The 20,463-nt window shown below is 73.7% G+C and carries 11 protein-coding genes and 1 pseudogene; 7 read left to right on the plus strand and 5 right to left on the minus strand.

All coding sequences use genetic code 11. From position 1 onward, the window contains the following. Positions 1-15: 15 nt before the first annotated feature. Positions 16-4,881: an RHS repeat-associated core domain-containing protein gene (locus tag ABZW10_RS07435; RefSeq protein WP_355361316.1), complete on the minus strand. Its 4,866-nt coding sequence runs from the start codon at positions 4,879-4,881 to the stop codon at positions 16-18. 225 nt (positions 4,882-5,106) lie between these two features. Further along, complete coding sequence (locus ABZW10_RS07440) at positions 5,107-5,310, minus strand: hypothetical protein (RefSeq protein ID WP_355361318.1); 204 nt, start codon at positions 5,308-5,310, stop codon at positions 5,107-5,109. 131 nt (positions 5,311-5,441) lie between these two features. On the opposite strand from ABZW10_RS07440, the pseudogene ABZW10_RS07445 reads away from it, so the two are divergent. Continuing rightward, positions 5,442-5,622: pseudogene (locus ABZW10_RS07445) on the plus strand (IS5/IS1182 family transposase); the annotation flags it as partial. Positions 5,623-5,730: 108 nt separating this feature from the next. On the opposite strand, the gene ABZW10_RS07450 reads toward ABZW10_RS07445, so the two are convergent. After that, entirely contained in the window at positions 5,731-7,305 is a 1,575-nt protein-coding gene (locus ABZW10_RS07450) for an FAD-binding oxidoreductase (protein WP_355361320.1), read from the minus strand. A 320-nt stretch (positions 7,306-7,625) separates the two neighbouring features. On the opposite strand from ABZW10_RS07450, the gene ABZW10_RS07455 reads away from it, so the two are divergent. The 5 genes from ABZW10_RS07455 to ABZW10_RS07475 all read left to right on the plus strand — a co-directional run bounded on the left by ABZW10_RS07455 (position 7,626) and on the right by ABZW10_RS07475 (position 15,615). Next, positions 7,626-8,147: a MarR family transcriptional regulator gene (locus ABZW10_RS07455; protein ID WP_355361322.1), complete on the plus strand. Its 522-nt coding sequence runs from the start codon at positions 7,626-7,628 to the stop codon at positions 8,145-8,147. A gap of 129 nt (positions 8,148-8,276) precedes the next feature. Further along, positions 8,277-8,750 carry a hypothetical protein gene (locus ABZW10_RS07460; protein ID WP_355361324.1) on the plus strand — a complete coding sequence of 158 codons (474 nt, stop codon included), beginning with the start codon at positions 8,277-8,279 and terminating at the stop codon, positions 8,748-8,750. A gap of 88 nt (positions 8,751-8,838) precedes the next feature. Then, positions 8,839-9,717 carry an NmrA family NAD(P)-binding protein gene (locus ABZW10_RS07465; protein WP_355361326.1) on the plus strand — a complete coding sequence of 293 codons (879 nt, stop codon included), beginning with the start codon at positions 8,839-8,841 and terminating at the stop codon, positions 9,715-9,717. Positions 9,718-10,087: 370 nt separating this feature from the next. Beyond that, positions 10,088-14,140 carry a Pls/PosA family non-ribosomal peptide synthetase gene (locus ABZW10_RS07470; RefSeq protein WP_355361328.1) on the plus strand — a complete coding sequence of 1,351 codons (4,053 nt, stop codon included), beginning with the start codon at positions 10,088-10,090 and terminating at the stop codon, positions 14,138-14,140. 131 nt (positions 14,141-14,271) lie between these two features. Then, positions 14,272-15,615: a M1 family metallopeptidase gene (locus tag ABZW10_RS07475; protein WP_355361330.1), complete on the plus strand. Its 1,344-nt coding sequence runs from the start codon at positions 14,272-14,274 to the stop codon at positions 15,613-15,615. Between the two features lie 55 nt (positions 15,616-15,670). On the opposite strand, the gene ABZW10_RS07480 is transcribed toward ABZW10_RS07475, so the two are convergent. Both ABZW10_RS07480 and ABZW10_RS07485 read right to left on the minus strand, forming a co-directional pair. After that, a complete protein-coding gene (locus tag ABZW10_RS07480) occupies positions 15,671-16,984 on the minus strand; it encodes a DUF3533 domain-containing protein (RefSeq protein ID WP_355361332.1) in 1,314 nt (437 codons plus the stop codon). Between the two features lie 157 nt (positions 16,985-17,141). Beyond that, complete coding sequence (locus ABZW10_RS07485) at positions 17,142-18,782, minus strand: carbohydrate binding domain-containing protein (protein ID WP_355361545.1); 1,641 nt, start codon at positions 18,780-18,782, stop codon at positions 17,142-17,144. Between the two features lie 285 nt (positions 18,783-19,067). Here ABZW10_RS07485 and ABZW10_RS07490 point away from each other — a divergent pair, with 285 nt between their 5' ends. Next, complete coding sequence (locus ABZW10_RS07490) at positions 19,068-20,447, plus strand: serine hydrolase domain-containing protein (RefSeq protein WP_355361334.1); 1,380 nt, start codon at positions 19,068-19,070, stop codon at positions 20,445-20,447. The last annotated feature ends 16 nt before the right edge of the window (positions 20,448-20,463 follow it).

The raw sequence follows: 20,463 nt of genomic DNA on the forward strand, positions 1-20,463 counted from the left end.
GCGCTGTCTCCTTCGTCAGAGGGCCGTGTGGTACCAGTCCACCCAGGGCGAGTACGAATAGGTCGGCTCCAGCCCCAGGAAGTGCAGGACCGCGTCGTCGTTGCGGCTGTGGCAGAAGGCCGCGATGACCTCGCGGCCGACCTCGCCCTGGAGGATCTCCCCGATCCGGTCGAACGACAGGTCGGGCGTGCTGTACACCTGGACCCGCGGCTCCCAGAAGCTTCGCTTCGGCCCCCGCCGCATCCCCCTGGTCATCACCATCCGCTGGCCGAGGTCCTCGAAGTAGAAGTCCTCCTCCCGGAAGTCCAGGGTCCGTTCGCCGTCCGGGCCGCCGTGGGTGCCGCTGAGGATGTCGACCTTCTTGCCGCGCCTCAGCGCGTCCTCGGCGACCGTCCTGACCAGGCCGCCGTGCACCTCGTCCTGACTGACCCAGACCCGCTCACCGTTGGCGTTCAGCACGGAGTCGAACTCATTGAGGTTCCGCTCCGGCAGGACGATCGGCCGGCCGTGGACCTCGGGCCTGGTCCTGGCGAGGTTCCCTTCGAAGCGAGGGGCCAGGCTCACCTGCTCGCCGATGCCGCGCGCGGTCTCCCCGCCGAGGCGCGCGCCGCGACCGGCCGCGGTGCGGGCGAGGGCCGCTCCGCCCTCGGCCAACCCGGCCAGCCCGGTGCCGAGCGAGACCCAGCCGAGGATGCCCGAGGCCTTGGGCGAGGCGGTTTCCAGGGCGCCGCCGACGATGGCGGTGACGTCGGAGGCGACGCCCAGCCCGCCGACGACCAGGGTGGTGGCGGAGGCGGCGCTGATCGCGGCCATCACCCCGCCGGCGGCGACGATCGCCATCCCGCCGGTGACGGCGGCCAGGGCCAGGCCCGCGATGCCCAGACCGATGCCGAGCCAGGCCATCCAGCTCAGATGGCCGGAGGGGTCGATCCGGTTGACGGGGTCGCCCGCGCAGTACGTGTAGGGGTTGACGCCGCCCGCGCCGAAGGGGCTCAGGGTGTCGGGGGTGGTGAACCTCAGGAGGACGGGATCGTAGGCGCGGGCCCCGTTGCCGAGGTGGTACCAGCCGGTCACCGGGTCGCCGCGCCGGCCGGTGAAGCCGAGGACGCTGTCGGCGCCGTCGACCGGCCGCTCGCCGTACGGGGTCCGGGCGTACGGCTCCTGGCCCTCGGCGCCGGCCGCCAGGTGGACGGTACCGGCGCCGTCCGTCGTGAGCAGCCGGGTGCGTCCGTCGCGGGACTGGGCCACGTAGGCGCCGTTGCCGAGTTGCAGCAGGCGGGCGGGGCGGCCGTCCTCGGTGACCGCCGCGAGGGATTCGCCCCGGTAGTGCAGGACGGTGGTGCTCCCGTCGGTCCGCTGGGTGAGCAGCCGGTTGAGCGGGTCGTAGCCGTACTGGTTCGCCGGGCCGGTCGACCGCAGGCGGCCAAGGGTGTCGTAGGCGAGGGTGCGACCGGCGGCGTCGGTGGTCAGCCGCCCGGCCGCGTCGTAGGCCAGCGCGATCCGCGGCGGGTGGCCCCCGCCGGTGTGGGTGACGGCGGTGAGCTGGCACGGGTCGGCCGGGTTCTCGTACAGGTAGGTGGCGGTGTCGGAGCCGTCGGTGAACCGGGACCGGCACGAGGTGACGTTGCCGAAGGCGTCGTACGCGAAGGTCTGCGCGGTGACCCGGTTGCCGCGGACGTCCGTCGGAGCGGCCGGTCCGTCGCAGGTGTAGGTGGTGAGCCGGCCCAGGCTGTCGTAGCCGAAGGTCTCGTCGCGCAGCAGCGTCGCGCCGGAGGTGGACGTCCGGCGGCCGAGGAGGCCGTTGTCCCGCCACTCCTGGCCGAGCGACCAGGTGCGGCCCTGGCTGTCGCGGGTCGAGCGGGTCACCTCGCGGCCGAAGTCGTCCAGGGTCAGCGTGGTGGTGAGGGTGTACCCGGACCGCGGGTCCCTGGCGGTCCACGACGTCGGACGGCCCCCGGCGTCGTAGGCCAGCGAAACCCCCATCGCCGGGTCGGTGATGCCGGTGGTCCGGCCGAAGGCGTCCCGCACGGTCTGCCGGGTGGCGCCGTCCACTCCGGTGTAGGCGCTCTCCAGGCCGCCTGGGGTGAAGGTCCACCGCGCGGTGGTGTCGGACGCCTCGGACCGGGTGGTGGTCTCGGTGCTCGGCAGACCGGCCGGGGTGTAGCCACGCGTCACCGTGACGTCGTCCTCCTGCGCGCTCGTCAGGAAGCCGGAGACCGGGTCGTGGCCGAACGACCGGGTGAGGGGGCCGGCCTGGACCGACGAGACGGCGTTGCCGAGCTGGGGGACGTAGGTGTACACGATCTGCCGCTGGTCGGGCGTGGTGACCCGGGCGGGGAGCGGATCACCGTCCTGGGCGTAGCGGTACGACCAGGTGCGCCCGCCGGCGCTGCTGGTGGTCAGCCGGCCCAGGCCGTCGAACGCCTGCGTGCCGTAGGCGGTGCCGTCCACGGTCAGCGCCGTCGGCAGGCCGTCGGCGGAGAACGGCGCGAACGCCCGGGTGGTGATCGTGCCGTCCGGCAGGGTGGTGCGAGCGAGCCGGCCGCGCGCGTCGTAGTCGTACCGCGTGGTGTTCCCGGCCTCGTCGGTCTCCCGGCGCACCCGCCCCCAGCCGTCGCGTTCCAGCACCCGGCGGCCGGCGGCCTGCCCCTTGAGGTCGAACCGTTCGGTGGCCACCGGCTCGCCCCGGGTGTTGAAGGTGGTCACCTCCGTGCCGCTGACCGGGCCTCCGCCGCCCAGCCGCTGGACGGTGGTCGTCAGCCCGACCGGATCGGTCCGGGTGAGCCGGCCGGTGCCGTCGCTCCAGGTGGTGGCCGAGACCTGGCCCCAGTCGTCGTACTCCGGGGTCCCGGTCAGTTCGGCCGACCGGCCGCCGGTGTCGGGCACGTGGTGCGACACCGTGGCCGTGCGGCCCTGCTCGTCGTAGCCCAGCCGCTGGACGACGTACCAGGTGCCGTCCCCGGCGTACCGGCGTTCGCCGAGGACCGGCCGCCCGGCACCGTCGTGGCTCGCGCGGCGCTGGTTGCCCAGCGTGTCGGTGGAGATGGTCACGAACGGCGTGGAGGTGCCCACCTCGTAGGCGTGGGTCTCGGTCGCCTCGTACGCGGTGCCCGGATTGACGGTGCGCGAGAGCGTGCGGCCCAGGCCGTCGTAGGCCAGGGCCACGGCGCTGCCCTGCGGATCGGTGGCGGACCAGAGCCGCCCGGTGAACCGCGAACGCCGCTGCGATCGCGTCGTCGTCAGTCCGTCGTGGGTCGTCAGCCGGTGGGTCTGGACCAGCGCCTCGCCGTCCGACTGGAAGGTGAAGGCGTGGGACGCGGTGTACGAGGCGCCGCCCTCGCCGTCCGGGTACTCGACCTCGGCCAGCCCGGTGATCCGGCCGAACTCCGGGCCCGAGGTGCCGTACGCGACCTCCTCCCGCCGCAGGAGGAGGGCGTCGGCGTACCTCCGCTCGGTGGCTTTCACGACCACGGTGGGCACGCGCGGGTCCGGTGTCGGGTACGCGGTGTAGGTGTAGGACGTCCGGTGGACGGGGGCGTCGAAGGCGGTGGCCGGCGGGGTGTGGGTGACGGACTTGAGCCGGCGGGTGAACCCGTGCGGATCGGGCGGGCAGTCCCCGCCGCTGCCGCCCGCCGGGTAGTACTCCCAGTCGGTCCGGGTTCCGTCGGGAGCGGTGCGGCCGCGCGGGTTGCCCGCGTCGTCGAAGTCGGTGGTGGTGACCTCGCCGCGCGGACGGCCCTGCGCATCGGTCCAGGTGACCGTCCGCGTGGTCGGGAGCTGGAAGCGGTCGTCCTGCTGGTCGAACGTCCGGCCGACCACCGCGTAGTACTCGGTGCGCAGGTGCCGGGAGCAGCCGTTGCGGCTGGTCGTCTCGTCCGTCTGCAGGTGGTAGTTGTTGTAGGCGCGGGTGGTCCGTGTGGTCCCGTCCCCGCCGGTCACCGACTCCGTGGACCCGTACGAGTAGGTCGTCAGGACGCCGTAGAGGCTGTCGCGGTCGGGGTCCCAGGCGGCGCCGGAGTGGCCGCCGAGGAAGTTGTTGTCGGTGTAGTCGTAGTCCACCTGGACCGGCGGCTGCCCGCCGCCCGGCTTCCGGACGTGCCGGGTCACATAGGGCAGGGCCGGCAGCCGGGCGGAGTCCGGGAAGCGGTGGCCCGTCCCGCCCTGGGAGTAGGTGACCGTCTCGGACATCCCGCCCGGCATGCTCACACCGGTGATCCAGGAACCCCAGAACCCCTGCTGTCCGACCGGGCTCGGGGTGAGGTCCCACACCAGCGGCGCATCCGCGCCGAGGCCGAAGTGGTGCACGCTCGTCAGCAGGCCGTTCTGGAAGCGCAGTTCCACGGTGTAGCCCTCGGAGCGCCCGGGCAGCACGGTGAGGGTGGCCTTGGCGGTGCCGGAGTAGTCGACGGTCAGCAGGGTGTCGCCCCCGTCCGCGACCGTCCTGAGGCGCGGCACCGGGCCGGCGTTGAAGTCCCAGGTCAGCGCCAGCGCATGGCCGGCGGGCGTCAGCAGCGCGACGGGCACCTTGAGGCCGGACCCGTTCCGGGGGCCGGTCAGGACCTCCACGTCGCCGGACTTGTGCACCAGGCGGTAGGCGTCCGGGTCCTTGGTGAAGCGGAGCGTGTCGAGCTTCTTCTGCAGCGGGGTGACGCCGGCGGAGGTCTCCTGGACCTTGTACTGCTCGCCGGAGGACAGGGCGAGGAGGCGATTGTCCCTGTCATAGGTGGTCAGTCCCAGCGAGACGCCCCGGCCGAGTCCCGCGTTGACGCCGCTGAGCGGCGAGTACCTCAGGACCAGTGGCAGCGCCGGTCCGAGATTCCGGTTCCCGACCAGGTTCCCCAGATCGATCCGGACGTTGAACAGGCCGGTTCTGGGATCCACGCCTCCCGCCACCGCGCTCCCGAAATTACCGGCCTGCGTGAAGAACGACGGCGTTGAACCCATCCTGAGACTCCCGTGACGGGCGGACAGTGGGTTGGGACACGAGCAGCCTGCCACCAGCCTGACGCCCCGTCACCCTTCCCGCTGCGGGAGCGCCGGAGATTGGCCGGTTCCCGTCGTGGCCCGCCGGAGCGGAGGTGGTGAGGCCTCCACCGGCGCCGCGTCTCACTCCTTCCTCTCGGCCTCCCCGCCCTCCGCCTCGGGCAGCGCGGGCCGCTCCGCGTCCTCGATCCCGGCCGCCTCGCGCAGGTGCTGCATCCGGTCCATCAGCGCCTCGAGACGGCTGATCGGCAGCGTGTCGAGGAACGCGGAGAGATCACCCCCGCTGATGACCTGCGGCACGGGTGCCTGGGAGATCTCCCTGAGCATCTTGAGCACCATGACGTTCGGCCGATGAGATCACAATGGGCAAGTGCCCCAGGGCCGTTGACCGGGCTGTCCGACGTCTCGATCACGCTGTTCGGGGGCGTTCGCCGGTTGTCCGTCCTGCCGCGCTCGACCTGCCCCACCCGTTCGTGGAGCGGGTCGCCGTACTCATCGTCACCCGTGAGGGCGAGCGGCACCGCAGGCTCCGCCGCTCTCGGCGCGCGATGGTGGCACCGGTGCACCTGCGCGAAACACGTCACCCTGGCGAAGGCCGCTGTCGGGTTCGGGGTCAGCGAGTCCACTGCCCCCGCTCACAGAGGCCGCCCTCGCGAACACCGCATAGCCGCCCAACCACCTTTGCCCGCAACCTTGGCACCGACATCATCCGCTGACCTGATGGTCGACATACCTCTGCGTGATCGGTCAGGACGGCAGGGTGATCGACTGGGCGTGGTGGAACACGTTGTCGGGGTCCCAGAGCTGCTTGGCGTGTTGCAGGCGGGCGTAGTTCTGTTTGTAGTACAGGCGTTGGTAGGGGGGCGTCCGGTCGGCGGTGGTGCCGAGGTCGGTGTCGGGGTAGTTGACGTAGGCGCCGTCGGTGTCGGTGCCGGTCTCCGGGATGCCGCCGGTGGTGCGGTAGGTCTCCTGGTAGAGGCCGCGGAGGTAGGCGAGGTGGGCGGCGTCCTGGGCGGGGTCGGTCCAGTAGGTCTGGTACTGGAGCTTCATCACCGAGTCGCGCTGCGGGACGGCGGTGTCGGTGGTGGCGCGGTCGTTCACCCGGCAGCCGTAGGAGTCGATCTGGACCAGCGTCTGGGTGAGGTCGGCGCCCTCGACGTCCTTGGTGAGCCAGGTCCACCAGGTGTCGATCTGGGCGGGCGTGAAGGCCCTGCGGTGGTAGGCGGACTTGTACTTGCCGCGCTGGTTGGCGCCGGAGCCGCTGACCGTCATGGTCGCCTGGAACCAGGGAAGTTGGCGCCGCTTGTCGGGATAGGGCAGGTAGAACAGACCCGCCGGACCGCTCTGGACGGTGGCGCCGGTGCGCATGCCGGCCTCCACCTGGGCGAGGAACGCGTCCAGCGGTGCCGGGTCCTCCTCGTCCCACTGGCTGAACAGGACGACGTTCCCGTTCGAGTGGTGGGTGAGGTGGAGGATCGAGAACAAGCCCCGGTAGACCGTCTCCGCCGTCCCACTGTGGGCGGCGAAGAAGGCACCGAAATTGGTGAGCAGGGTGCGGAAGTCCTCGGGGTGCCGGCGCAGTTCCTCCCACTTCCAGGCGACGCTGCTGAGCCAGACCCGGGGCGGCGGCGCGGGCAGGCGCTGGGCGAAGTGGTAGCGCAGGACGACGCCGAAGTTGCCGCCGCCTCCTCCGGTGTGGGCCCAGAACAGCTCGCGCTCGGGTGAACCCTCGGGGTCCGCGCGGTTCGCCCGGGTCACCTCGACCCGACCGCCGCGGACGGTGACCACGTCGACCTGGACCAGGTGGTCGACGGTCAGCCCGTGCCGCCGGGAGAGCAGGCCGTACCCGCCGCCGCAGATGTGCCCGCCGGCACCGACCGAGTAGCAGGAGCCGGCGGGGATCGTCACGCCGTAGCGGCGGAACAGGCCGGTGTAGACGTCCCAGTTGGTGGCGCCGCCCTCGACGACGTAGGTGGCGGCGCCGAACTTGTCGGTCGCGGCGCACACGCCGCGCAGGGTGCTGAGGTCGAGGATGACCCCCTCGTCGTTGTCGACGAACCCCTCGTAGCAGTGGCCGCCGCCGCGCACCGTCGGCCGCAGCCCGTGGTCGAGCGCCGACCGCAGTTCGGCGACGGCGTCGGCCTCGTTGCCCACCAGCCGGATGTAGGCCGGCCGGCTCCGCCAGCGTTGGTTGAAGCCCTGGCCGAGCGTCTCGTAGCGGAGGTCGGAGGGGCGGACGGTCACCCCCTCGGGCTGTGCGGCCGACGCGGCATCGGCGGTCAGGCCCGGGGAGGCGGCGGCGGACGCTCCGACAGCGGCCATTCCGGTGCTGCCGAGAAACCCGCGGCGGGAGAATTCATGAGGCATTCCGGGGACCCTCTTTCCCGACTCCGAGAAGCTGGCGGCGGCGCACGCTAGCACGGACTACGGGGAGCCGCAGATCTTGCATAAATCAATGTGAAAGTATGCAAGCGAATTTCAGCCATCCCCGATGGTGCGCCAACAGCGACGGCCGGGCCGGGGTCTTCGGCCGCCGGGAGAGCGAGCGGACGGGCAGGCGACGGTGCGGGCGGGCGAGCGGGCGGACAGGCCGGCGAGGGGGCGACTTGACCACGCATCTGATTAGCCGCCATATTACTTCCATGGCTCAGCAGCACGAGGCCGGAAACGGCGCACCCACGCTCGACCAGGCCCGTCGGCAGCTCTCCCGGTACGGCCTGTCGGCCGACCCGCAGGCGGTTCTGGTCGCGGCGCGGCTGATGGCCGCCGGCTCCCGGCTCGGCCAGGCCGGCGAGGCGCACTTCGCGCGCTTCGGCCTGTCCACCGGCCGCTATCGGCTGCTGGCCGAACTGGAGGACCACGGCGGCGAGAAGTCGCCCTCGCAGCTGGCGGCCTCGCTCGGGGTGTCCCGCGCGACCGTGACCGGCCTGGTCGACGGGCTGGAACGGGACGGCCTGGTCGCCCGGCGCCCGTCCACCGAGGACGGACGGGGCAACGTCGTGGTGCTGACCACGCACGGTGCCCTGCGGCTGCGCGAGATGGCACCCGAGCACTTCGAGCGGATGCAGGCGATGGTCGGCGGCCTCACGGTCGAGGAGCGCACGGTCTTCCTCGACCTGCTGGCCCGGCTGGTCGAGGGCATGTCCGCCCTGACCGACGACTGACCGCTCCCCACCCCACCCCGCTCCACTCCCCCGGGAGGCCGGCCACAGCCACCGGCGGAGCCCTTCACACCCAGATAGTTAGCCTCCTTAGCACTTATAGTTAGCCGCCTAATCACTCTGGAGCCATCCATGCCCAGCACCGTCCACCAACAGCCGGCCGCTCCGGCCACCGCGGCCCCGCCGCCCTTCGTCCTCTGGCGCGAGGTGCTGGTCTCCTATGCGGCACCCGCCGTCATGGCCGGGATCGGCGGCTTCGCCACCGGCCAGACGGAGCTCAAGATCGCGGCCGTCACCACCATCGCCGGCACCTCCGCCCTGGTCGCCGCCCTGCTCGGCGCCCGGCACCGCCGCCGCGCGCCCGGCTCCTGGGTGGAGCGCGGGCCGCGCCCGCTGCTCGCCGTCGCGTTCGGCCTCGGCGCCGCCGCCCTGGCGCTGGCCGTCGGCCTGGCGGGCGCGCAGTGGCTGCCGCGGATCCCGGCCCTGGCCGACAGCCCGTGGCCGGGTCGGCTCCGGTTCGACCTGCCGGTCTCCGCCGCCATCGCGGGGACCGCGATCACCTGGCGCTGGCGCGGCAGCCGCCCCCGGCGCCGCCGGGCGCGCTGACCCGGCCCGACCTCGACCCCACCCCGACACCCAGTAACACCGAGCACACCGAGCACACCGAGCATCCTCCCGAGAAGAGAGACCCGGAATGATCACCATCATGGGCGCGTCCGGCGCCACCGGCGGCGCCACCCTGCGCAGCCTCACCGCCCAGGGCGTCCCCGTCCGCGCGCTGAGCCGTGACCCCGGCCGGCTGTCGGCCGGCCTCGACGAGCGCACCCGCCCCCTCGTCGAGCCGGTCGCCGCCGACGCCGAGGACCCGGACTCGCTGCGTTCCGCCCTCCAGGGGACCCGACAGCTCTTCCTGACCATGGCCAACGGCCCGCGCCAGGTCGACCACGAGCTGCTCGCCGTCGACCTCGCCGCGCAGGCCGGGGTCGAGCACATCGTCAAGGTCTCCGCACCCGCCGCCGAGCCGGACTCCCCGGTCGCGGTCTCCCGCGGCCACCACCTGATCGAGCAGCGGCTGCGCGCCCACGGCGTCACCGCCACCGTGCTGCGGCCCTACGCGTTCATGCAGAAGCTGCTGCTGCTCGCCCCCGGCATCGCGGCGGCCGGGCTGATCCACGGCACGATGGGCACGGCCCGCTGCAACTACGTCGACTGCCGGGACATCGGCGACGTCGCCGCCGCCGCGCTCACCCGTCCGGAGGCGGCCGGCGGCAGCATCCCGCTCACCGGCGGGCGCGCCTACAGCTACCCGGAGCTCGCCGGACTGCTGGGCGCCCTGCTCGGCCGGCCGGTGGCCTACGTGGACCTGCCGCCCGGGGAACTGCGCGCCCACCTGGTCGCCCGGGCCGGGATGCCGGACTGGCTGGCCGCCCATGTGGTGGAGATCCAGCGGCTCGCCGTCGAGCGCCCGGAGGCCCCGGACGACGCCGCCACCCGGCTGATCGGACGGCCCCCACGTACCCTGGAGGCGTTCCTCCAGGAGCACCTCGACCGGTTCCGCCACCCCCACCACTGAGCGCCCGCACCACCCGCAGGGCCCGCCGCACCCCCGCGCGGCGGGCCCGTCACCCCGAAGGAGCAGCATCCGGTGTGGCATGGGTCACGGTCGGAAAATTGACCTGACGGACCGTCAAAACGACTGACAGGTCGTCACATGCAACCCACGAAGCCTCAGTTGTGAGCTGACACTCCGTCAGATTCGGCCACTTGCGGGCCAGTTGGGCGGAGGATCGGTCGAACCTTCGTTCATCACCCGGGGCTACCATCAGTCGGGTTGTCCGCTCCGGCCCCGGAGTGGGGTCACCCGGACAGGCGAGTGCTCCCACAGCCCCCAAGGGTCGGACATCGATCGGGACGGGGCGAGGACAAAGGAGCACACGGCAGCCATGACAGCCGAACCCAGCCGGGAACCGCGCCCGGACGCCACGACCGAGCAGACCCCGGCCGCCACCCCGACGTCGCCCGCCGAGCCGCCTCAGCAGCCCGCGCAGGCCGACCGACGTGAGCAGGCCGAGCTGCGCAAGCAGGCCGCGGAGCCCGAGCAGCCTCAGCAGGCCGAGCAGGCCGCGGAGCCCGAGCAGGACGAGAAGCAGGCCCGCTACCCGGGCCGCCCCGCCGCCGCCCCGCGCACCCTGGTCGACATCCTCGACGCGACCGCCCGGCAGTACCCCACCGAGCCCGCCCTCGACGACGGCCGCACCGTGCTCGGCTACCGGGCACTGGCCGCCGAGGTCGACCAGCTGCGCCGCCGCCTCGCCGCCGCCGGCATCGGCCGCGGCGACCGGGTCGGCGTGCGCGTGCCCTCCGGTACCAACGACCTCTACATCTCCGTCCTCGCGGTGCTCGCCGCCGGCGCCGCCTACGTCCCCGTCGACTTCGAGGACCCGGACGAGCGCGCCCAGCTGGTCTTCGAGGAGGCCGCCGTCGCCGCCGTCCTCGGCGCCGAGCGCGTGCTCACCCCCGTCGGAGCGGCCCGCGAGCCGCTCGCCGACCAGACCCCGGCCGCCCAGCGCCCCACCCCGGCGGACGACGCCTGGATCATCTTCACCTCCGGCTCGACCGGCCGCCCCAAGGGCGTCGCCGTCACCCACCGCAACGCCGCCGCCTTCGTCGACGCCGAGGCCGCGCTCTTCCTCCAGGACGAGCCGATCGGCCCCGGCGACCGGGTGATGGCCGGCCTGTCCGTCGCCTTCGACGCCTCCTGCGAGGAGATGTGGCTGGCCTGGCGGCACGGCGCCTGCCTGGTGCCGGTCCCCCGTTCCCAGGTGCGCTCCGGCGCCGACCTCGGCCCCTGGCTGGCCGAGCAGGAGATCACCGTGGTCTCCACCGTGCCGACGCTGGCCGCGCTCTGGCCGGCCGAGGCGCTGAACGAGGTCCGGCTGCTGATCTTCGGCGGCGAGGCCTGCCCGCCCGAGCTGGTGCAGCGGGTGGTCACCGAGGGCCGCGAGGTGTGGAACACCTACGGCCCCACCGAGGCCACCGTGGTCGCCTGCGGGGCGCTGCTGACCGGCGAGGGCCCGGTGCGGATCGGCCTGCCGCTGGACGGCTGGGACCTCGTCGTGGTCGACGAGGCCGGCGAGCCGGTCGCGCCCGGCGGCACCGGCCAGCTGGTGATCGGCGGCGTCGGCCTGGCCCGCTACCTGGACCCGGAGAAGGACGCCGAGAAGTACGCCCCGCTGCCCTCGATGGGCTGGGAGCGCGCCTACCGCAGCGGCGACCTCGTCCAGGCCGACCCGGAGGGCCTGCTCTTCCTGGGCCGCGCCGACGAGCAGATCAAGCTCGGCGGCCGGCGGATCGAGCTCGGCGAGGTGGACGCGGCGCTGCAGGCGCTGCCCGGTGTCGCCGGCGCGGCCGCGGCCGTGCGCACCGCGCGCGGCGGCAACCAGTTGCTGGTCGGCTACCTGGTGACCGGCGAGGGCTGGGACCGCGAGCAGGCCGTGCAGCGGCTGCGCGCCGAGCTGCCGGCCGCGCTGGTCCCGCTGCTCGCGCCGGTCGACACCCTGCCCACCCGCACCTCCGGCAAGGTGGACCGCAACGCGCTGCCCTGGCCGCTGCCCGACCTGGAGACCGCCGGGCCGACCGAGCAGCTCTACGGCACCGAGGCCTGGCTGGCCGAGCAGTGGACGGAGATCCTCGGGGTGCCGGTGAGCGGCCCCCGGGAGGACTTCTTCGCGATCGGCGGCGGCAGCCTCGCCGCCGCCCGGCTGACCACCCTGCTGCGCACCCGCTACCCGAACGCGGCGGTGCTGGACATCTACCAGCAGCCGACGCTGCGCAAGCTCGCCCGCCACCTGGAGCGCACCGCGGTCGGCACCGGCGAGGCCCGGACGGTCGACCCGGTGCCGACCCGCGCCAAGCTGCTGCAGCTGCTCCTGCTGATCCCGCTGTTCACCGTGGTCGGCCTGCGCTGGACGGTCGCCCTGCTGGCGCTCGGCAACCTGCTCTCCCACCTGGACGGCTTCGGCTGGGCGCCGACCGCCTCCTGGTGGGCGGTCGGCGCGGGCGCGGCCGTGCTGTTCACCCCGGCGGGCCGGCTGGCGATCGCGGCCGGCGGCGCCCGGCTGCTGCTGCGCGGCCTGCGGCCGGGCAGCTACCCGCGCGGCGGCGGCGTCCACCTGCGGCTGTGGACCGCCGAGCGGCTGGCCGAGGTGAGCGGCGCGACCGCGCTCTCCGGCTCCTGGCTGGTCCGCTACGCGCGGGCGCTGGGCGCCAAGGTCGGCGAGGAGGTGGACCTGCACTCGCTGCCGCCGGTGACCGGCATGCTCAAGCTGGGCCGGGGCTGCGCGGTGGAGGCCGAAGTGGACCTCAACGGCTACTGGCTGGACGGCGACCGGCTGGAGGTCGGGCAGCTCAAGGTCGGTTCGGGCGCCGTGGTCGGCACCCGTTCGACGCTGCTGCCGGGCGCCCGGGTCGGCAAGCGGGCCCAGGTGGTGGCCGGCTCCAGCGTCACCGGGCACGTCCCGACCGGCCAGCGCTGGGGCGGCGCGCCCGCCGTCAAGCTGGGCCGCGCCGAGCGGACCTGGCCCAAGGAGCGCCCGGTCCGCCGGGCCCGCTGGTCCGCGCTGTACGGGCTGAGCGGTACCGCCCTGAGCCTGCTGCCGCTGCTGCCGGCAGTGGCCGGCCTGGCGGTGCTCGCCCCGTTCGTCGACCCGGCCGACGGCCTGGGCGGCGCGCTCGGCGGCGCCCTGCTCGGTCTGCTGCCGGCCACCCTGGCGTTCGGGGTGGTGTACGCGGCGCAGCTGGTCGCGGCGGTGCGGCTGCTGTCGATCGGCCTGAAGCCGGGTGTCCACCCGCTGCACGGCCGGGTCGGCTGGCAGGCGTGGACGGTCATGCAGCTGATGGACCAGGCCCGGGAGGTCCTCTTCCCGCTGTACGCGGGTCTGGTGACCCCGCTGTGGCTGCGGGCGCTGGGCATGCGGGTCGGCAAGCACGCCGAGGTGTCGACGGTGCTGGCGCTGCCGAGCCTGACCACGGTCGGGGACGGCGCGTTCCTGGCCGACGACACCCTGATGGCGCCGTACGAGCTGGGCGGCGGCTGGGTGCGGCTCGGTGAGGCGAAGGTCGGCGAGCGGGCGTTCCTGGGCAACTCGGGGATGACCGCGCCGGGCCGTTCGGTGCCCAAGCGCGGCCTGGTGGGTGTGCTGTCGGCGACGCCGGAGAAGGCCAAGAAGGGCGGCTCGTACCTGGGCATGCCGCCGGTGCGGCTGCCGCGCTCGGCCGACCGGGCGGACCAGAGCCTGACCTACGAGCCGCCGGCGCGGCTGCTGTGGGCGCGCGGGCTGGTCGAGGTGGCCCGGCTGCTGCCGGTGGTGGCCTCGGGGGCGCTGGGCGCGCTGACGCTGGCGGCGCTGTCCTGGCTCTCCACCGCGTGGTCGCCGCTCGCGGCGGCGCTGCTGTCCGGCGCGGTGCTGCTCACAGCGGGCACGGCGGCGTGCGCGGTCGCGGTGGCCGCGAAGTGGCTGCTGGTCGGCCGGTTCCGGGCCGTGGAGCACCCGCTGTGGAGCTCCTTCGTGTGGCGCAACGAGCTGGCGGACACCTTCGTGGAGGTGCTGGCGGTGCCGTGGCTGGTGGGCGCGGTGCCGGGCACGCCGGTGCTGAGCCTGTGGCTGCGGGCGCTCGGCGCCAAGGTCGGGCACGGCGTGTGGTGCGAGAGCTACTGGCTGCCGGAGGCGGACCTGGTGACGCTCGGGGACGGGGTGTCGGTCAACCGCGGCTGCGTGGTGCAGACCCACCTCTTCCACGACCGGATCATGCGGATGGATACTGTCGTCCTCCGCGAGGGCGCCACCCTGGGGCCCGGCGGCATCGTGCTGCCCGGCAGTACGGTGGGCGCGCGCAGCACGCTGGGCCCGGCCTCGCTGGTGATGCGCGCCGAGTCCGTGCCCGCCGACAGCCGGTGGCTCGGCAACCCGATCGAGGTGTGGCAGACCACCTCCTGACCGCCGTCCCCCGGGGGCCGGCCGGGGTTCGCCCCGTCCGGCCCCCGGGTGTCCCCGTCCCTGCCCACGTCCGGCCCCGTCCCTGTTCCCGTCCCCTGCCCAGTCCCGTGTTTCCAGGAGCGTACGACCCGGTGAACCCCCGCCCGGCGCAGTCCCCGCAGCCCCCGCAGCCCGCCGCCCCGCCGGACCCCTACTTCCCGAACAGCGGTGACCCGCGCTACCGGGTCCACCGGTACGAGCTGGCGCTGGACTACCGGCCCGGCCCGAACCGGCTGGGCGGCACCGCCCGGCTGAGTGCCGTCTCGGTGAGCGCCCTGACGGAGTTCGCGCTGGACCTCGCCGACTTCCGGATCGGCCGGGTGCTGGTGGACGGCAAGGCGGCCCGCTACACCCACCGGGCCGGCAAACTGCGGATCCGCCCGCCCAAGCCGCTGGCGGCGGGGGCGGCGTTCACCGTCGACGTGCACTACACCGGCAACCCGCGGCCGGTGCGCAGTCCCTGGGGCGGCCTGGGCTGGGAGGAGCTGACCGACGGCGCCCTGGTGGCCAGCCAGCCGATCGGCGCGCCGTCCTGGTTCCCGTGCAACGACCGGCCGGCGGACAAGGCGACCTACCAGATAGCGGTCACCACGCCGTCCCCGTACACGGTGGTGGTGGGCGGCCGGCTGCTGACCCGGACCACCGGTTCGTCCAGCACCACCTGGGTGTACGAGCAGTCCGCGCCGACGTCGACGTACCTGGTGACGGTCTCGATCGGCCAGTACCGGCCGGTGGTGCTGGCCGAGCACCCGCAGGTGCCGCAGACCGGGTACGTGCCGGAGCGGCTGGCGGGCGCGTTCGCCGGGGACTTCGGGCGCCAGCCGAAGATGATGGCCTACTTCGGGGAGGTGTTCGGTCCGTACCCGTTCGGCGAGTACACGGTGGTGGTCGCCGACGAGGAGCTGGACGTCCCGGTGGAGGCGCAAGGGGTGGCGACCTTCGGCACCAACCACCTGGGCGGCGGCTGGGAGCGGGAGCGGCTGGTGGCCCACGAGCTGGCGCACCAGTGGTTCGGCAACAGCGTGTCGATCGGCGACTGGAGCCACATCTGGCTGAACGAGGGGCTGGCGAAGTACGCGGAGTGGCTCTGGTCGGAGCGCTCCGGCGGGCCGACGGCGGGCGCCCGGGCGGCGTTCGCGCACCGGCTGCTGGCCGGGCTGCCGCAGGACCTGCGGCTGGCCGATCCGGGCCGCAAGCTGATGTTCGACGACCGGCTGTACCAGCGCGGCGGCCTGGTGGTGCACGCGCTGCGGCTGGCCCTCGGGGACACCGCCTTCTTCCGGATGCTCAAGGACTGGGCGTCGTTCCACCGGCACGGGGTGGTGACCACGGCGGACTTCCGCGCCCATGCCGCCCGGTACGCGCGGGGGCCGCTGGACGAGCTGTTCGAGGCCTGGCTGCAGCGGCCGGAGCTGCCGCCGCTGCCGGCGGGCTGACCCGGCCCTCCGCGGTCCGCCGCACCGTGCCCGGGCCCGGTGCGGCGGACCGCGCTCAGGCGAGCTCGGGCACGGTGCGGTGCAGGCCCTTGCGGTCGTAGTAGCGGGTCATCGCGAAGCCGAAGAGCAGGGCCGCGACGGTGCCGATGCCGATCCAGATCCAGGCCCGGGTGAGGCCGGCGTCGGCCTGGGCGTCGAAGAACAGGATGGCCCGCACGCCGTCGGTGAGCTGGCGCATCGGTTCGAACAGCGCGAGGAACCGGTAGAAGGCCGGCAGGGCGTCCAGGGGCACGGTGGCGCCGGAGGACGGCAGGCCGAGCACGATGAAGACGAACATGCTGACCAGCAGGCCGAGACCGCCGAAGGCCGCGTTGATGGCCTGGACGCCGAGGCCGACCGCGCTGCTGGCGCAGACCGAGAAGATCCACAGCAGCGGCAGGTGCGCGGCGTCCATGTCCAGGATCACCACCCCGGCCAGCATGATGAGCGAGGAGGTGAGCAGCGACAGACCCACCGACATCACGCTCTTCACGGCGAGGGTGCTGGTGCGGCTGATCGGCACCACCGGGTGGCGGGCCCGCCAGGGGCCGATCTCGTTGTCGGCGTAGCCGAGTGCGACGTCGACGCCGTTGCCGATGATGTTGGCGCCGAAGAAGCCCGCCAGGACGAGCAGCAGGGTGTAGTAGAAGGCGGAGAGCCCGAGTCCGCTGCGGTTGCCGATCGGGTGGCCGACGGTGGTGCTGAGGGCGATCGGGTCGGCGATCAGCAGCCGGGCTGCGTCGTCCAGGCCCTGGGCCTGCGGGAGGGCGCTGAGCCGGGTGCCGAGGGCCAGCGAGGCCTGGTGCACGGCCTGCTGGCCGATCTGGGCGGCGATCGAGGAGCCGAGGCTGCCGACGCCCGGGTTGGTGTACTGGATCACGGTGGGGCGTGCGGGCTTGGCGCTCGCGCCGCCGAGGGCGACGACGGTGGCGGTGAACTCGGGCGGCACCTGGAGCGCCCCGTAGAGCTTGCCGGAGGCCAGTTGCCGCTTCGCCTCGGCCTCGTCGAGCCGCCGCCAGGAGACGGTGTCCCCCTGGCCGGGGGCGGTGGCGATGCCGGTGACGAGCAGTTCGCCGAGGTTCTGCGGCTGCCCGCCGGCCTCGGCCCCGCGGTCGCTGTTCACCAGGGCGATCGGCAGGTGGTGCAGATCGCCGCGGGGGTCGAGGATGCCGCCGAGGTAGAGCAGCGACATCAGCAGGCTGAGCAGGCCGACCAGCACGGCCGGGACGGCCCAGACCTTGGGGTTGCGGAGCACCCGGCGGGCCTTGACGCCGGCGGGCGGCTCTGGCCGGCGCGGCTCGGGAAGGGTCGGCTCGCGGTGGGAGGGCATGACGCTCCGTGGGGTGGTCGGCGGTCAGACGGACCCTAGGAGCGCGGCGCTCATGCGGGTCGGCGCCACGCCGCCGGGGTCACCCGCCCGCACGGCGGCAGCGGTACGGCCCGGCCCCTCCGCCGAGGGGCCGGGCCGGGTCCGTGCCGTGGGTGCGTCAGCCGGTGAAGCCGGCCGTCACGGAGGTGAACTGCCAGTCGTTCTGGGCGATGCCGGAGCAGGTCTCCTGCTGGCCGCCGCCCGGGCAGCCGCGGTCGCGGTTGACCGACCAGAAGGCCATCCGGGCCAGGTGGTGGCTGTTGGCCCAGTCGCGGATCGCCGTCCAGTTCTGGACGGTGGTGATCTCACCGGTGTCGCTGAGGCCGTTCATGCCGGAGATGCCCATGTGCGCGTAGGCGGTGGCGTCGTCCCAGCCGAAGACGGACTTCAGCTTGCTCTTCAGTCCCTCGGAGGCGCTGACGGTCGCGGCGTACATGTCGGTGGACGCGTTGCCGAAGTCGAACGGCATGATGGTGAAGACGTCGATGTCCGCGCCGAGCGCCTTGGCCTGCTCGATCAGCCGGTTGCCGTAGTAGGTCGGGCCGGTGGTGGCGGTGCCGAAGGTCACGATGGTGCGCAGACCGGGGTTGTTCTGCTTGACGATCTTGAGCGCGCCGAGGATCCGGTCCTGGACGGCGGTGTTCTCGAACTCGTCGGTGTTCTCGATGTCGACGTCGATCGCCTTGAGGCCGTACGCGTCGATCACCTTCTGGTAGGCGGCCGCGAGGTCGGCGGTGGTGGCGCAGTTGGGGCCGAGCTTGTTGCCGCTCCAGCCGCCGATCGACGGGACGACGTCGCCGCCGGCCGCGCGCACCGCGTTGATCGTGGCCTGGTCGACGCCGTTCAGCAGCGGCCGCTGGCTGTCCCAGGTGGGGTTGCAGCCGTTCTGGGCCAGGACGAACGCCAGGGTGAACCACTTGATGCCGGTGGCGTTCATGACGGTGGTGGCGGCCGGCGGGTTGCCCCAGCCGTTGTAGAGGTAGGGCGCGGCCTGCTTGAAGCCGCTCGGGGCGGGGCCGCCGCCGTTGGCGTCGGTGGTGACGGTCAGGGCGGTGGAGCCGGCGGAGGTGTTGCCGGCCGCGTCGCGGGCCCTGACGGTGAAGGTGTAGGCGGTGGACGCGCTCAGACCGGGCACGGTGGCGGTGGTGCTGGTGGCGGTCGCGACCTTGGCGGCGCCCTGGTACACGTCGTAGCCGGTGACGCCGACGTTGTCGGTGGCGGCGTCCCAGGCCAGGGTGACGCTGGTGGCGGACTTGCCGGTGGCGCGCAGGTTGCCGGGCACGGTGGGGGCCTGGGTGTCGGCCGGCGGGGTGGTGCCGCCGCCGGGGCCGTCGAGGACGATGTCGTCGGCGTAGTAGGTGCCCTGGCCGTACCAGCCGTTGACGTAGACCTCGGCGCTGGTCTGGGTGGCTCCGGTGGTGAAGGAGACGCTCAGTCTGCTGTAGTCGGCGGCGGAGGTCCAGGCGGAGCCGCCGCCGGTGACGCCGAGGTAGACGTAGCTGCCGCGGACCCAGCCGGAGAGCGTGTAGGTGGTGGAGGGCTTGACCGCGACGGTCTGCACGCACTTGGCGGTGTCGCCCGCGGTGGCGGCGCCGGCGAGCGCCTTGCCGCCGCTGTGCACGGGGGTGGTGACGACCGAGCCGAGGCCGCCGGAGCAGCTCCAGCCGGACAGTGTGCCGGTCTCGAAGCCGCCGTTGGTGAGCTGGTCGGCCGCGTGGGCGGCGGTGGGCGCGGTGAACGCCGCGGCGGCCGCGAGCAGCGCGGCGGCGCCGGCGGCGGGCAGTCGGGTGCGCTTGTGCACCGATGACCTCCAGTGGGGGTGTGGGGGTGGAGGTGCGGGGAGGGCCCCAAAATGGACTGGACCAATTGCTCATGTCAAGTGATGTCCGCCGGACGGACGGTGCCGGAGTGTCGGACGGGGAATCGGCGATCGGGAGAAAATGGGTGGAACCACGCGCCCGGAGCGAACTAGGTTGGGGCCGCTGTGCCATGGCACCGCGGAACGAACCCGACCGAAGCCGACCGCACCATGTCAGAGGATCAGATGACCGACCTGTCCGACGAACTGCTCCCCACCACCCGCCGCGCGCTGCTGCACCGCCTGGCCGTCGCCCAGAGCGAGGGCCGCGCCCCCTCGATGGTGGCCGCCGTGGTCCGGGACGGGCGGCCGGTCTGGAACGGCGCCCGCAGCATGGTCGACGGCCACGCGCCCACCGCCGACGTGCAGTACCGGATCGGCTCGATCACCAAGACCTTCGTCGCCGTGCTCGTCCTGCGGCTGCGCGACGAGGGCCTGCTCGACCTCGCCGACCCGGTCGAGCGCCACCTGCCCGGCACCCCCGCCGACGGCGCCACCGTCGCCCAGCTGCTCTCGCACTCGGCCGGCCTCGCCTCCGAGACCCCCGGCCCCTGGTGGGAGCGGACCGAGGGCGCGCTGCGGCCCGCCCTCGCCGACCTGCTGGAGGAGGAGCGGCCCCGGCGCCATCCCGCCGGGCGGCTGCACCACTACTCCAACCCCACCTACGCGCTGCTCGGCGCGCTGGTCGAGCGGCTGCGCGGCGAGCACTGGGGCGAGGTGCTGCGCCGCGAGGTGCTCGAACCCCTCGGCATGGACCGCACCACCCTGCTCCCGGAGCACCCGCACGCCGGCGGCTTCGCCGTCCACCCCTGGGCCGACGTCCTGCTGCCCGAACCGCTCAACGACACCGGACTGATGGCCCCGGCCGGCCAGCTCTGGTCCACCACCGCCGACCTCGCCCGGTGGGCCGCCTTCCTCGCCGACGGCGACCCGAAGGTGCTGTCCGCCGACACCGTGGCCGAGATGCGCCGTCCCGCCGTCGCCCCGGACACCGACGACTGGACCGAGACCTACGGCCTGGGCCTGCAGCTGATCCGGCACGACGGCCGCACCCTGTTCGGGCACAGCGGCTCGATGCCCGGCTTCACCGCCGGACTGTGGGTCAGCGAGGCCGACGGCCTGGCCGCGATCGCCTTCGCCAACGCCACCCACGGCTCCCGCACCCCGCTGGTCGCCGCCGAGCTGATCGCGATCACCGCGCAGCACGAGCCCCGCCTCCCCGAGCCGTGGCGCCCGCTGTCCGAGGTCGACGAGCAGCTCCTCGCCCTCACCGGCCCCTGGTACTGGGGCGCCGCTCCGCACGTCCTGCGGCTGGCGGCCGGGCGCGCGCTGGAGCTCTCGGTGCTCGGCCGCGGCGGCCGCGGCTCCCGGTTCCGCCCCGAGGAGGACGGCACCTGGACCGGGCTCGACGACTACTACGCGGGTGAGACGCTGCGCGTGGTGCGGGCCGCCGACGGCTCGGTCAGCCATCTGGACATCGGCTCCTTCGTCCTCACCCGCGAGCCCTACGGGCCGGCCGAGGTCATCCCGGGCGGCCTCGACCCGCAGGGCTGGCAGGCGTACTGACCCGACCCGACCGCCC

The organism is Kitasatospora sp. NPDC004723, assembly GCF_040609255.1.
In the GTDB taxonomy this organism is placed as follows: domain Bacteria; phylum Actinomycetota; class Actinomycetes; order Streptomycetales; family Streptomycetaceae; genus Kitasatospora.

Excerpts from the sequence above, each read along its gene's own strand:
- ABZW10_RS07440 (WP_355361318.1), bottom strand. The coding sequence starts at position 5,310 with ATGCTCAGGGAGATCTCCCAGGCACCCGTGCCGCAGGTCATCAGCGGG.
- ABZW10_RS07450 (WP_355361320.1), bottom strand. The coding sequence starts at position 7,305 with ATGGCCGCTGTCGGAGCGTCCGCCGCCGCCTCCCCGGGCCTGACCGCC.
- ABZW10_RS07455 (WP_355361322.1), top strand. The coding sequence starts at position 7,626 with ATGGCTCAGCAGCACGAGGCCGGAAACGGCGCACCCACGCTCGACCAG.
- ABZW10_RS07460 (WP_355361324.1), top strand. The coding sequence starts at position 8,277 with ATGCCCAGCACCGTCCACCAACAGCCGGCCGCTCCGGCCACCGCGGCC.
- ABZW10_RS07465 (WP_355361326.1), top strand. The coding sequence starts at position 8,839 with ATGATCACCATCATGGGCGCGTCCGGCGCCACCGGCGGCGCCACCCTG.
- ABZW10_RS07470 (WP_355361328.1), top strand. The coding sequence starts at position 10,088 with ATGACAGCCGAACCCAGCCGGGAACCGCGCCCGGACGCCACGACCGAG.
- ABZW10_RS07480 (WP_355361332.1), bottom strand. The coding sequence starts at position 16,984 with ATGCCCTCCCACCGCGAGCCGACCCTTCCCGAGCCGCGCCGGCCAGAG.
- ABZW10_RS07490 (WP_355361334.1), top strand. The coding sequence starts at position 19,068 with ATGACCGACCTGTCCGACGAACTGCTCCCCACCACCCGCCGCGCGCTG.